The following is a 12335-nucleotide window of genomic DNA, read 5'->3' as shown; positions in this document are numbered from 1 at the left end:
CTCAAACAAGTGGAGTTAGCTCGGAGCCGGATCAAGCATATCGGATCGAGCCTGCCGGACAGCCGGTGGACCGCGTACATCATCCTGGCAACGCCAGACGCTCCTCCGGCGTCATGCGGGCTTCGACCTGCCGGCGGACGTCCGGACCAGCATGGCGGAGCATGGCGCACCAGTCTTCCACATTGTACGTGGTCGCCATGCTGCCCCTGGCCAGGTCATAAATGACGCACGGCTTGTTCGCCATGGCGAGCCGAAGCACGTTGACGGCCGTGCCGGGTGATGCGCCGTCCCAGACCATCATGCCAAAGTCAGCGCGCCCCGCCATCTCCCGGTCTTTGGCGGCGTGGACCCAGTATCCTCTGGCATCGTCAGGAGAAGGAACATGGTAGGCGGCCCAGTCGCCCAGATTGTTTTGGGGTTCCTTGCCGGCATGGAAGACGCCGACATGCTCGTACTTGTAGCCCGCGAGCAGGCCCTGCGCCTCGGCATCGGCTCCAGAGGCGTCGCCAATCAGCACGCCGTGCTCGGCAGCAACGATTGCGCCGATGCGAGTGATGGCAGGTTCCGGCAGTTCGAATATCTCGCTTGATCCCCCTATGAATATCATCGACATCGTGACTTCCCTTCTCTCCAGCGTCCCGCCCCCGCGCCGGCCGCCCTCTCCCTCTGGCCCTGCGCGAGGGATCGTCACCCGAAGGCCGAGACGGCGAAGCCGGCGCGGGGAGCGGCGGGACGCCGCGACTAGAGCCCGGCCGGCCGCAGACCGGCGCGCCCGGACCCTGCCGCTGCCGGAAGCGCTACGCGCGTGGACTAGCGGCCTTCAGCCAGCCAGAGGCTCACATCCTGGATCGAGCGCATCAGGATAGACGGGTTGTCTCGCGACGGGACAAAACCCCAGCTCTGCCAGTAGCGCTCGGCCTCGGCGTCGATCGCCCTCACCACCACCGCGCGGCCGGCGACAATGTCGGCGCCGGCGACGCAGCGGCGAAGCGCGTCCTTGACCAGGCCGCTGCCGATGCCTTGTCCGGCATAGCGATGGTCGACGGCGAGTTGGCCAATCAGCAGGCAGGGGATCGGATCGGGCGGGCGTCCGGTGCGGATGGCGCGCGGTGCGCTGTTTGGCTGGATCACGCCCGGCGCAAGGCCGTAATAGCCGACGACTGTTCCCTCGTCGTGAACGATCAGAACGCGGGTAAACCCGCGGGCCTGGTTCGTTCGCGCGAAGCCGGCCAGCCACGCGTTGAGCGCCGGCTTGCCGCAATCGAAGCTGTCGAGGCGGTGCGCGTCGTCGAGGAGTTCGATGCCTGAAAGCGCCACCTAGCGGTCCCATGGCGGGGACCGACGCAGCCGCTCCGCCGCCTTCGGCGGGGGGGCGGCGGCAGGGGCTGAGATCGCCTGCATGAAAGCGTCATAGGCTTCCGGGGACACGCGGATGACGGTTTCGTTGAGGATGGCCGCCTGCGCCTCTTGGAGTGCTGCGCGCCGCATAAACTCCGTGCGCGACAGGCCAAGCAGCTCCGCGCCGCGGTCGATGATGGTGAGATCATCGTCACGAAACCGCATCGAAACGGGGGTTTCCTTCCTCGTGCCTGTGGTGGCCATGGCGCACTCCTGTGCTGCGGACGTATATACGTCCATATAACGCGGAACGCAATACACGTCGCCTGGCGGGACACTCCACCGCGTCGATACGATCGGAGGGTGCCGTGCTTCGCGCGCGGCTTTCGTGGGCTTCGCGCGGGCCGAACCCGACCGCGCCCGGTCGGGTTCGATAGTGCGGTTGCGAGGAAACCGGGCTTTACGCGCCACCCTCCGCGAACCGCCAGACGGGGATGCCGAGCCGACGGGCCTTATCGGCAAGGTTGTCAGTAATGCCGGAGCCGGGAAAGACGATCAGGCCGTGGGGCACCACCGAGAGCAGCTGGTCGTTGCGGCGGAACGGAGCGGCCTTGGCGTGACGGTTCCAGTCCGGCTTGAAGGCGATCTGGGTGACCTTCCGGTTCTCGGCCCAGCAGGCGGCGATGCGCTCGGCCCCGCGCGGGCTGCCACCGTGGAGCAGGACCATGTCTGGATGCTTCTCACGGGCCTTGTCGAGCGCGTCCCAGATCCGGTCGTGATCGTTAAAGTCGAGGCCGCCGGCGAAAGCGATCTTGGTGCCGGCCGGCACCAGTACCTCGGTGTCTGCGCGGCGGCGCGCGGCGAGGAAGTCTCTGGAGTCGATCACCGCCGCTGTCATCGCCTGATGGGAGACCTTGGATCCAGTGCGCGGCCGCCATGCCGATCCGGTCTGCGCCTCGTAGAGGTCGGCGGCTTCGTCACGCATGATTTCCAGCACGTTGCGACGCTCGATGTAGGTGATGCCTTCGCCCGTGAGCCGTTCCAGCTCGACGGACTTCACCTCCGAGCCGTCCTGCTCCTGCTGGCTCGAACGCTGCGCCTCCTCATTGCGGTCGAGGCTGCGGGCGACGCGTTCGGCGGCGCGATGGAAGACGTTGGTAAAAGACCAGAGCAGGTCGTCGAGATCGGGTTCGAGCCTGGTGTCGCCGAGCATGCCGGCGAAGGTCTCGACGATCCCGGCGAGGCCTACCCGGATCACCTCGTCGTCAGGCAGCGGACGGGGATCAGGTTCGTCCTGATGCGGGCGATGGCCGTACATCTGCAGTTCGAGGATGACGCGGTCGGTCGGCGAGGAGGCGTGGTAGGGCTCGTAGGCGTCGTCGAAAGGAAGGTCGAAAGTCATGGTCTGTCTCCGTCGGCTGCGGCCGCGCCTTTCGCGGCCTGACGGTCGGCCCCGGCCACGCGGCGGAAGGGCCGTCACCGCAAGCGCAGCGCAGCGGCCCAGCGAAGCGCCGGACGGCCAACGGCCGTTGACGGCCAGGCCGCCGTGTGGCGGGGTCGCCGCTCTGGCAGGCCCGGGCGCGGCCTCTCCGTTGGACCGGCGCCATGCCTGCGGGCCTTCCGGACGCGGCCCTGCCGCCGGCCGGCCCGAGACGGTCATCCGGACGGACGGAAGAGACGGGCATCTTCCGGGACGAGCTGGTCGCTGAGCCATGCCGCTAGAGGGGCCGGGCCGAGATGGCGCAGATCGTCGTTGAAGTCGCCGAGCCGCGGCTGCAGCACCAGGGCGAGGATCCCGGCCTCGCCTGCTCGCCGGCTGAGACGCTCGATGCCATGCCGGCCGGCGGCGTCCGCATCGGCCGCGATGTAGAGGCGGGTACAGCCGGGCGGGAAGATCAGGCCGGCGAGGTGATTGGCCGAGGTGGCGGCTGCCACCGGCAGGGCCGGCATCACCGTCCGGAGCGAGGCCATCGTCTCAAAACCCTCGCCGGCAGCCATGACCGGAACAGGCGTACCGGGCTGGAGGCCAAGCCAGATGCCGTTACCCAGAAGGTGGCCCAGCGAGCGACGGGGATCGACGAGATGCGCCTTGCCGTTGCCTGCCGGATCTAACCAGGTGCGTTGCAGGCCGGTGATGCGACCATCGAGGCCGCTGACCGCCGCGATCAGGGCGGGAAGCGTCCGCGTCTCGCCCGTCACGAGATCCCGGTAATAGCAGGCGGGATGGAAGCGCAGGGCGCGCTCGCGCGTGGAAAGCAGAATGCCGCGGCCGGCAATGTAACGCTCGGCCAGCGTACCGGCGATCGGCTGCGACATGGCGAACAGGCGACGCGCGGCGTCGGGCGAACCGCGTGCCGCGGCAGGTTGGCGCTGCGCTCCAAGGGTCTGAGACTGCAGTCGGGACCGCGGCATGGCGAGGAAGCGACGCGCCTCGTCCGCGACCTCGCGGAAGTCCGTGAGGTCGCAGCTCGCCTCGATCACGTCGAGCAGGTCGCCATGTTCGCCGCTTTGCTCATCGGTCTTATGTTCAACTGCACATAATGCAGAGCGTTTTTAGCTTGGCGTCGCGCAGAAAGGCGGCTGGCGAGAGCGCGCTGTGGTGGATCGCGACGGTGAGCTAAAAACGTGTTGGACTAAGCCGCGGGCACAGGTGGCCGCTATGGGCGTTCAATTGAGGCCGTGCCCATGAACCGGCATGGCGTGGGCGCGGATGCGGTCGTGGACGCGGCGATTGCAGGGGTCGGTGCGCCGAAAGCGGCACGGATATCGGTTGCGGCAAGGTGAGGACCGGCGCCGCGCCCTGCCGGGAGAGGCTGCCCGGGGGTGACGGCGCGCACCTTCGCGGGACCGGCTCGGTTTTGCGGCCGAACGGCCCGGGCGATACGGTGACGACGAAAGCTGAGCGCTTCTTTCATGATGTATCCCGGTATGGCGGGGGTCCGGTGACGCCGTCGAACGTTTCGATGACGATCATCCGCCCCTGATGACAGGCCGGGCATTGCCGGAGGGAATGCCCGGTAAGGTCCTCGTAGCGGTCGCGGTAGTCCTTCGCCGAGCAGCTGTTCGACGCCTCTGGAGCCGGCATGCCGAGCAGGTCGCGGCAGTGGGCGAGCTTTTGCGCGCGATGGCGATTGCCGAGGAAGCCGTAATAGCGGATGCGATGGAAGCCGTCGGGCAGGACATGCAGCAGGAAGCGGCGCATGAACTCGTCGGCCGAGACGGTCATGACCTTTTGCCGATTGCCGTGCCGATAGTCCTTCCAGCGGAAACGAACGGTGCCATCCTCGATGGCGACGAGGCGATTGTTGGAAATGGCGACGCGGTGCGTATAGCGGCCGACGTAGTCGAGGACCTGTTCGGGTCCGGCGAAGGGCGGCTTGGCGAAGATCACCCACTCGGCCTTTCGAAGGGGCGCCAGATAGCGCCGGAAGGCGTCGCGCTCGCTCAAGGCCTGCAAGCTAGAGAAGAACTTCAACTGGCCGGCCGCGAAGGCTTTCTCCAGGTGCTCCAGAAACAAGCGTCGGAACAGGCGTGAGAGCACCCGGACCGGCAGGAAGAAGCCGGGTTTGCAGGCAATCCATCGCGTGCCGTCGGCAGAAAGGCCACCGCCTGGGACGACGCAGTGCAGGTGGGGATGGTGCAGCAAGTTCTGGCCCCAGGTGTGCAGCACGGCGAAGAAGCCGATCTCGGCACCCAGGTGTTTGGGATCGGCGGCAATGGTGCGCAGTGTCTCGGCGGTGGCGCGGAAGAGCAGACCGTAGACGAGCGCCTTGTTCTGATAGGCGATGGCGGCAATGTCACCCGGCAGCGTGAAGACGACGTGGAAGTACTGTGTGTCGAGAAGCTCGGCGCGACGGTCCTCCAGCCATTGCGCGCGGGCCAGCGATTGGCAGCGGGGACAATGTCTGTCGCGGCAGCTGTTGAAGGCGATGCGCTGGTGGCCGCATTGATCGCACTGCTCGATATGCCCGCCGAGCGCGGCGGTGCGGCAGAGTTCGATCGCCGTCATGACGCGACGCTGCGCGGTGCTGAGCGACGCGTCATGCTGCACGCGATAGGCTTCGCCATAGCGGCGGAATATATCCGCCACCTCCGGCCCCGAGCGGGCCATCGGCTTGAGCTCAGAAGTACTGAGGCTTGGCCGGCGGCGGCGGGGTGGGGGCCGGACGCGGTAAGAGCTCGTACGGGCTCGACGTGGCGCAGACCTTGTTGGTGGCAATCCGCAGGTAATGGGCGGTGGTCGCGAGGCTGCGGTGACCGAGCAGCAGTTGAATGGTGCGCACGTCGGCGCCGGCCTCCAATAGATGGACGGCAAAGGCGTGCCGCAGGCTGTGCGGCGTGACCGGTTTGGGCAAGCGGGAGAGGTCGCGCGCTTTCGCGCAGGCTTGTCCCACCGCATCCCTGGTGATCGGCTGGCCGGCGCGATCGCCGGGGAAGAGCCTCGCCTCTGGCCGGCACACCTTCCAATAGCTGCGCAGGATCTCCAGCAGCTTGGGCGACAGCATCACGTAGCGGTCCTTCTGGCCTTTGCCCTGCTCGACGCGGATGACCATTCTCTGGCTGTCGATGTCCGTGGTCTTCAGCTGAACCGCCTCCGAGATGCGCAAGCCGGCGGCATAGCAGGTGGTCAGGATGGCGTGGTGTTTGACGTTGAGGACGCAGCCGAGGAATTGCTGAACTTCCTCGGGGCTGAGGATGATCGGCAGCTTCTGCGGCTTCTTGGGAAACGGGAGGACCTCTTCAGGCGCCCAGTCCCTTTCGAGCGTCACACTGTAGAGAAAGCGCAGCGCAGCGATGGCGGTGTGGATCGAACCGGACGCCAGCTTCTTCTCGTTGGTCAGATAGACCTGATAGGTCCGAATGTCCTCGCGCCCGAGCACGTCCGGCGACTTGCCGAAGTGGCGGGCGAACAGCGACACCTGTTGCAGATAGGAGAGCTGGGTGTTGAGCGCGAAGTTGCGCACCTGCATGTCCTCGCTCATGCGTTGCCGAAGTTGGGTCATGACAAGCTCCTTTGTCCGATGGAATGGGCTGCAAGCAGCCACCCCATGCTCGCGCAGTTGGAGCTCCTATTGAACGCCTGACCGGCACGACAGAGGACGCCATCAAGACCGCGCCGTCGGCGTACACCCCCCTTGCCGCTCCGCCGTGGCGGAGCGGGTTAGTCCTAGGTCGAATATGTTGCGCCGGGGATTATGTTGCGCGCCAGCGATGGGGCCTGGTTCTGGCGGCGGTCGACGGCCTTTGCGCAACATAATCTCAGTGCGCGGGAGGTCGGATGATGCCCCGCGATGCTTCCGAGCTGGCGCGCCGTCTCGCCCGCGATGCCGAGGCAGTCTGCCGCCACTACCTCTCCAACGGCCGGCGTCAGGGTCGCTATTGGATGGTGGGCGATGTTCGCAACACGCCGGGCCGGTCGATGTTCGTCCGGCTCAGCGGCCCGGAAGCCGGTCCCGGCGCTGCCGGGCACTGGACCGATGCCGCCTCCGCTCAGCACGGCGATCTTCTCGACGTGATCCGCGAGAGCTGCGATCTCGCGCACTTTCGCGATGTCACCGACGAAGCACGGCGCTTCCTCAGCCTGCCGCGCCCGGAACCGGTCCAGGCTGAGAATCTCGATCGAACGCCTGTCGCCGCTGGATCGTCGGACGCCGCGAGGCGCCTTTTCGCCGCGTCGAGGCCGATCAGCGGGACAATGGCAGAGCGTTACCTTCATGGCCGGCGCCTGATCGGCGTGGCGGGGCTTGCATGCCTCCGGTTTCACCCACGCTGCTATTATCGACCGGACGAGGCTGACCCACCAGCCACCCACACGGCATGGCCGGCGTTGATCGCCGCCGTCGCCGACCTTGCCGGCACGATCACCGGGGTCCACCGCACCTGGCTGGATCCTGACGGAGGCAAGGCACCCTTAGCGACCCCGCGACGGGCTATGGGCCATTTGCTCGGCCACGCAGTGCGGTTCGGAGTTCCCGAAGATGTGCTGGCCGTCGGTGAGGGTATCGAGACCGTGCTGTCCGTGCGCGAGGCCTTGCCCAACTTGCCACTGGCGGCGGCGCTCTCCTCCAACCATCTCGCCGCCATGCTCTTTCCGGAGCATTTGCGCGTGCTCTACATCTTGCGGGACGCAGACCCTGCGGGTGACGCTACGGTGGCGGCGTTGACGGCCAAGGCCGAGGCGGCGGCGATCGAGCCGCGCGTGCTGTCGCCGTATTTGAACGACTTCAACGACGATCTTTGCCACGCCGGTCTGTCGACACTTCGCGCGAAGTTGGTGACGCAACTACGACCGAAGGATGTTGAGCGATTCTCCAGACCAGCGCTGGGGGTGGGCTGAACCACGCATAGCGCTATATCGTGCGGGCGATTCATCGGCGGAGCGCCCGCCACGATATAGCGCCTGCCTTATAAGGATTTCAGAAAGGTCATGAGATCCTTGTCCTCCTTCCAAGATCGACCGGGTCTTGATTCACCGACCTCGCAAAGAGCCACCGCATTGGCCTTGAGCGTCAGGTCGATCTCGGCGTAGATATTGGTGGTGCTGATCGAGACGTGGCCTAGCCATGCACGGATCGTGTTGATGTCCACGCCGGCCAGGACCAGATGGCAAGCCGTCGTATGCCGGATGACATGGGGGGTTATCGTTCTGCCAGCCAGCTTCGGAACGCGCGCGGCGCAGCGCTCGATAAGGCGATAGACGCCGAAGCGGGTGAACGCGGTTCCAAGCCGGCTGACAAAGACCGCATCATCGATCGCGCGTCCATGTATCTCGGGAGCCAGCACTCGTTCCGTTTCCGGCCACAATGGACATTGGCGCGTCTTTCCGCCCTTTCCGTGCAGGGTGGCGAGGTCGTGACCGCCGTTGCCGCCCCCGATCTGGAGATCGCCCACTTTCAGCTGCGCGGCCTCAGAGACACGCGCTCCAGTGTTGTAGAGAAAGAGCAGAAGCGCATACTCGCTTTGGCCCCTCCTGGTTTTGCGGTCGGGGACGGCGAGCATGGACTCCATTTCCGTTCTGGTGAGCCATCCGACCGGTTGCGACAGGGATTTCTTCGACGCGATGGCCCGGATATGGCCGCACCACTCGACATGGGCGGGATCCCGGCTGCCTATGAAGCGAGCGAACGCGCGGATTGCAGCAAGCCTCTGGTTGCGGGTCCGAGCCGAGCATCCGCGATCTTCCTCGAGATATGCGAGGAACTGCAGCACCAGTGCCGAGCTGAGATCGCGCACGGCCAACCGGTCGACGGATTTGCGCAGCTTACGGCTGACGAACGGCAGTAATAGGCTGAACGTGTCGCGATAACTGGCGCGGGTGTTCCGGGCCAGATTGCGTTCGGTGACGATGTATTCGGACAGGAAGCGCCGGAGCCATGGGCCAAGGGTTACGAATTCAGGCATGTCGGCCTCCCTCCGCATAGGAAGCAAAGCGTAGCGCAGCCTGCTGCAGAAGCTCCGGGGTCATCGACAGATAGACCTTGGTGCCCTCCAGATCGGAATGGCCCAGATAAGTGGAGAGTACGGGCAGCAACCGTTGGACATCCGCTCCCTGACGATACCAGGATGTCAGGCTGTGAACGGCGAAGCTGTGTCTCAAGTCGTGCAGTCGCGGGGTTCGCCGGCCGCCCGCCGACCCGGGAACCCCAGCGCTGCGCCGCAATGCGTCAAATGCGCTCTGCACCGTGCTGCTGGCGAGGCGTGTGCCGTCCCGGTTTGCCAGGAGGAACGAAGTCTCTCCCTGTGCACATCGGCCGCGCCGTCGCACAGGCATGTAGTTCGCCAGCACCGTTGCCAGTTGGGGTCCGATCGGAACCAGTCGGCTTTTGTAGAACTTCGTCGCGCGTATGGTTAGAATGGCTTCGTCGAGATCGACGTCCGCCAGAGTGAGGCCCGTCGCTTCGCTGAAGCGCAACCCTGCTCCATATAGCATGAGAAGCAGCGTGCGGAGGGTCACGGCGTCGAGCTGAACAGCACCGCGTCGGCTGTTCGCAATGGTTTCGGGATCGAAGAGCCGCCGCAGATCGTCATGTGTATAGATATATGGCGGCGTACGAGGCGGCGCTTTCGGTTCGCTGGACGGAAGCGGCGAGCCTGTTGCGTGGCCGCGGCTGATCGCAAATCGCCAAAAGCCGGAAAGGGCGTAATGTTTGTTCACCCGGTGCCAAGCCAACGGTCTCTTTCCCGCCAGGAAGGCCAGAACCTGAGCGGCGCTCACTTGATCGCAGTTGGCGTCCCCATCGGCATATCTGAGAAAGTCACGCAGAAGATTGGCAACGCTTGTGAGTTTAGCTCCATGGGCGCGTCGCCAGGCGACATATTGCTCGATCGCATCGCGCAGTATCATGCCAGACCCTCCATATCGAGAGCCGCCACCTCGCGCAGAGCTGCGAGATTGACCTTTGCGTATATCGCGGTGGAGGATGGATCTCGGTGCCCAAGAAAGTCCCCGATCACTTTCATCGGCATGCCCTGATCCAGAAGATGCTGGGCAGCCGCGTGACGCAACGCGTGGGTTCCCCGCTTTCCGGTGACGATACCCAGGGCAGCTAGGCGGCGTCGCACCGTCGCTCCCAAAACACTGGGATAGACGGGCCGGATTGGCGCGCAGGTTGTGAAGAAAAGCTCGCGGCCAAAGCGGGACGGCCGAGCTTCGCGGATATATCGGACGATGGCGCCACCCACCGCTAGTGACAAAGGATAGATTTGTGTCCTGCTCGTCTTCGGACAGCGGACCCGGATGATCTCGTTTTCCCAATCGAGGTCATCCAGACGCAAACCGCAAACTTCACCCGCGCGGAGGCCGTAAGCGATGAACAGCATCAAAATTGCGCGGTCACGCTTGTCCGCTAACCGATTGCCTTCCGTCGTCGCCAGTAGGCGTAGAACGTCTTCCCGATTCAGGCCCCTCGGGATGCCTTCGTCGCGATCGAAGCGCGGCGGCATGATACCGTCGGCGATGCCGGGCGCACACCAGCGCTGAGCTTCGGAGTATCGGATGAATGCACGAAGGCGTTGTGCGTAATCATGGATCGTCCTTCGACCCCTAGTTCCCTGCGCCTTCTTAGCGATGACGGCATCGTCGACGTCGACGACGCTGATCGAACCCAATGGGATTTTTGCCAACGTCAGCCATTCGAGAAACTGATCGGCCGCCGCTCGGTAACCTCGTATCGTCGCTTCGGACAGTCCGCGATCGCGGCGCATCCATAATTCGTAGGCCCCAACCTCGGCACCGCATCGACGGTTGTCCGTTTCGGTTTCTTCGAGCCAGCCGAGAAAGCGGAGCCAGCTGACTGCGTCGGCTACAAAGCGGGCTGTAGTCTTGGGTGATGCCAACCAGTCGCATCTGCGTCCTTTCGGCTGAGACCAACTCGCGGCGGCTGCTTCGACCTGCGAAGGACACGCTCTGCGGTCTTCTTGCAGATTCAGGAGGTGCATCAAACTCAGTTGATTATTGGCGCATTTCCGCAAGCTTGATCGTGTCGCGCCCAAATCCCTACGGTGAATGAGATATTGTTCTCGCTCTTCAAACAGGGGAGCTGCTCGATATTTCTTAGCGTTGCGAGGAAAGAATATTTCTTCAAACATATTTGTGCCTCCATGTTGGGTGGAAGCCCAAACTTCTGCACAGGGCGCGGTGAAGAAAGCTATCTCAGCAAATGCGCGTCCTGCGGTGCGAACTGGACTCGCAACGCCGCTCGAAGCCCAGCGAGCCCAAATCTGCGGAGATCCTCGTTGAAGTCGCTCGTTCGCGGAGACAGGGGCAGCGCTTCAATGCCAACCGCTCCGGCCCGCTCGGTCAATGCCGCGAAGGCCATGTCACCCGCCGCATCGGCGTCGCGGGCTATATAGAGTCGATGCAGCGTTGCCGGGAGCAGCAGGCCAGCGAGGTGGTTGGCGGAAAGCGCGGCCGCCGCCGGCATGGCCGGTTGCGCGCATCGCAGCGACAGCATGGTTTCGATGCCTTCGCCAACAGCGAGGACTTTGTCGGCAGCGCCAAAACGCACGGCATGGCCGAGCAACTCGCCCATCGCGCGGCGGGGTGTGGCGATGTCGGCCTTGTTGCGTGTCGCCCCATCGAGCCAGGTGCGGTGCGCGCCCGTCTGCCGTCCAGTCAGATCGGTAACGGCGGCGATCATTGCCGGAAGGGCTTCTGGCGTGCCGGGTCGATCCTCGTCAGACGGTCGATACCAGCATTGCGGGTGGAAGCGCAGTGCGCCGGCATCCTCCACCGATATGATACCGCGATTGCAGAGGTAGGTCTCGACGAGCGTCCGGCTAATCGGCCGTGACGCTGCGAACAAACGCCTCGCGGCTTCGGCCGAGCCTTGCGGGACCAGTTCGCGCCGGACCGCCGCGTCCGATGGCAGCGCCGGTTCCGGGCGCGGCAGGCTGAGGAAGCGCCGTGCTTCGTCGGTGACATCGCGAAAGTGCGCGAGATCGCAGCTCTCGCGGATCACGTCGAGAAGATCGCCGTGCTGAGCGGAGGCGGCATCGGTCCAGTGCCCGGCAGCGCCGGGACCGGCTTCCGGGCCGCTGAGCCGGACGAACATCGACCGGCCCGGCGTGTTGCGAACATCGCCCACCATCCAATAGCGACCCTGACGCCGGCCGTTGGAGAGGTAGTGGCGGCAGACTGCCTCGGCATCGCGGGCGAGACGGCGCGCCAGCTCGGAAGCATCGCGGGGCATCATCCGACCTCCCGCGCACTGAGATTATGTTGCGCAAAGGCCGTCGACCGCCGCCAGAACCAGGCCCCATCGCTGGCGCGCAACATAATCCCCGGCGCAACATATTCGACCCATTTGCCTGCTGGTCCTTTCGCATTGGCTTTCAGGCGGACGTGCATGGAGCGGCCGCGCGTGTTGCGCACGTCGCCGACAATCCAGTGATTGCCCGAGCGATGACCGTTGGAAAGATATTCGCGGCACACCGCCTCGGCATGATCGCCAAGGCGGTGTGCCAGATCGGAAGCCGAGCCGGTCATGGTCGCGGCC

The 12335-nt window shown here is 65.0% G+C and carries 12 protein-coding genes and 1 pseudogene; 1 reads left to right on the top strand and 12 read right to left on the bottom strand.

Annotated features, from left to right (window positions below):
* Positions 1–79: 79 nt before the first annotated feature.
* The 7 genes from HGP13_RS36255 to HGP13_RS36225 all read right to left on the bottom strand — a co-directional run bounded on the left by HGP13_RS36255 (position 80) and on the right by HGP13_RS36225 (position 6341).
* Complete coding sequence (locus HGP13_RS36255; RefSeq protein ID WP_172235056.1) at positions 80–613, bottom strand: hypothetical protein; 534 nt, start codon at positions 611–613, stop codon at positions 80–82.
* A gap of 197 nt (positions 614–810) precedes the next feature.
* The gene (locus HGP13_RS36250) at positions 811–1317 is read right to left on the bottom strand and encodes a GNAT family N-acetyltransferase (RefSeq protein WP_172235055.1); all 507 of its coding nucleotides are present in this window, start codon (positions 1315–1317) and stop codon (positions 811–813) included.
* Complete coding sequence (locus tag HGP13_RS36245; RefSeq protein WP_172235054.1) at positions 1318–1602, bottom strand: DUF1778 domain-containing protein; 285 nt, start codon at positions 1600–1602, stop codon at positions 1318–1320. It lies immediately after the preceding gene.
* A 196-nt stretch (positions 1603–1798) separates the two neighbouring features.
* Positions 1799–2740, bottom strand: a complete 942-nt coding sequence (locus HGP13_RS36240) for a DUF2493 domain-containing protein (protein ID WP_172235053.1) — start codon at positions 2738–2740, stop codon at positions 1799–1801.
* Between the two features lie 254 nt (positions 2741–2994).
* Positions 2995–3819 carry a toprim domain-containing protein gene (locus tag HGP13_RS36235; protein ID WP_246707521.1) on the bottom strand — a complete coding sequence of 275 codons (825 nt, stop codon included), beginning with the start codon at positions 3817–3819 and terminating at the stop codon, positions 2995–2997.
* Between the two features lie 430 nt (positions 3820–4249).
* Positions 4250–5449: an IS91 family transposase gene (locus HGP13_RS36230; protein WP_172235052.1), complete on the bottom strand. Its 1200-nt coding sequence runs from the start codon at positions 5447–5449 to the stop codon at positions 4250–4252.
* 10 nt (positions 5450–5459) lie between these two features.
* Positions 5460–6341, bottom strand: coding sequence for a tyrosine-type recombinase/integrase (locus HGP13_RS36225; protein ID WP_172235051.1), 882 nt, complete (start codon positions 6339–6341; stop codon positions 5460–5462).
* A gap of 278 nt (positions 6342–6619) precedes the next feature.
* On the opposite strand from HGP13_RS36225, the gene HGP13_RS36220 reads away from it, so the two are divergent.
* Positions 6620–7675, top strand: coding sequence for a toprim domain-containing protein (locus HGP13_RS36220; RefSeq protein WP_172235234.1), 1056 nt, complete (start codon positions 6620–6622; stop codon positions 7673–7675).
* A 68-nt stretch (positions 7676–7743) separates the two neighbouring features.
* On the opposite strand, the gene HGP13_RS36215 is transcribed toward HGP13_RS36220, so the two are convergent.
* From HGP13_RS36215 to HGP13_RS38440, 5 genes and pseudogenes are all read right to left on the bottom strand, one after another.
* On the bottom strand, positions 7744–8739 hold the full coding sequence (locus HGP13_RS36215; RefSeq protein WP_172235050.1) for a tyrosine-type recombinase/integrase: 996 nt from the start codon (positions 8737–8739) through the stop codon (positions 7744–7746).
* The gene (locus tag HGP13_RS36210) at positions 8732–9682 is read right to left on the bottom strand and encodes a tyrosine-type recombinase/integrase (protein WP_172235049.1); all 951 of its coding nucleotides are present in this window, start codon (positions 9680–9682) and stop codon (positions 8732–8734) included. The genes HGP13_RS36215 and HGP13_RS36210 overlap by 8 nt, the downstream gene beginning before the upstream one ends.
* On the bottom strand, positions 9679–10926 hold the full coding sequence (locus tag HGP13_RS36205) for a tyrosine-type recombinase/integrase (RefSeq protein WP_172235048.1): 1248 nt from the start codon (positions 10924–10926) through the stop codon (positions 9679–9681). The genes HGP13_RS36210 and HGP13_RS36205 overlap by 4 nt, the downstream gene beginning before the upstream one ends.
* Positions 10927–10985: 59 nt before the next feature.
* Positions 10986–12029, bottom strand: a complete 1044-nt coding sequence (locus tag HGP13_RS36200) for a toprim domain-containing protein (RefSeq protein WP_172235233.1) — start codon at positions 12027–12029, stop codon at positions 10986–10988.
* Between the two features lie 104 nt (positions 12030–12133).
* Positions 12134–12325: pseudogene (locus tag HGP13_RS38440) on the bottom strand (DNA primase); the annotation flags it as partial.
* Positions 12326–12335: the final 10 nt, after the last annotated feature.

The organism is Mesorhizobium sp. NZP2077, assembly GCF_013170805.1.
Classification (GTDB): Bacteria; Pseudomonadota; Alphaproteobacteria; order Rhizobiales; family Rhizobiaceae; genus Mesorhizobium.
The sequence above is the reverse complement of the archived record's forward strand: the minus strand, read 5'-3'. Positions and strand labels throughout refer to the sequence as shown.

Coding starts and splice junctions, on each gene's coding strand:
- HGP13_RS36255 (WP_172235056.1), bottom strand. CDS start 613: ATGTCGATGATATTCATAGGGGGATCAAGCGAGATATTCGAACTGCCG.
- HGP13_RS36245 (WP_172235054.1), bottom strand. CDS start 1,602: ATGGCCACCACAGGCACGAGGAAGGAAACCCCCGTTTCGATGCGGTTT.
- HGP13_RS36240 (WP_172235053.1), bottom strand. CDS start 2,740: ATGACTTTCGACCTTCCTTTCGACGACGCCTACGAGCCCTACCACGCC.
- HGP13_RS36230 (WP_172235052.1), bottom strand. CDS start 5,449: ATGGCCCGCTCGGGGCCGGAGGTGGCGGATATATTCCGCCGCTATGGC.
- HGP13_RS36225 (WP_172235051.1), bottom strand. CDS start 6,341: ATGACCCAACTTCGGCAACGCATGAGCGAGGACATGCAGGTGCGCAAC.
- HGP13_RS36220 (WP_172235234.1), top strand. CDS start 6,620: ATGCCCCGCGATGCTTCCGAGCTGGCGCGCCGTCTCGCCCGCGATGCC.
- HGP13_RS36215 (WP_172235050.1), bottom strand. CDS start 8,739: ATGCCTGAATTCGTAACCCTTGGCCCATGGCTCCGGCGCTTCCTGTCC.
- HGP13_RS36210 (WP_172235049.1), bottom strand. CDS start 9,682: ATGATACTGCGCGATGCGATCGAGCAATATGTCGCCTGGCGACGCGCC.
- HGP13_RS36205 (WP_172235048.1), bottom strand. CDS start 10,926: ATGTTTGAAGAAATATTCTTTCCTCGCAACGCTAAGAAATATCGAGCA.
- HGP13_RS36200 (WP_172235233.1), bottom strand. CDS start 12,029: ATGCCCCGCGATGCTTCCGAGCTGGCGCGCCGTCTCGCCCGCGATGCC.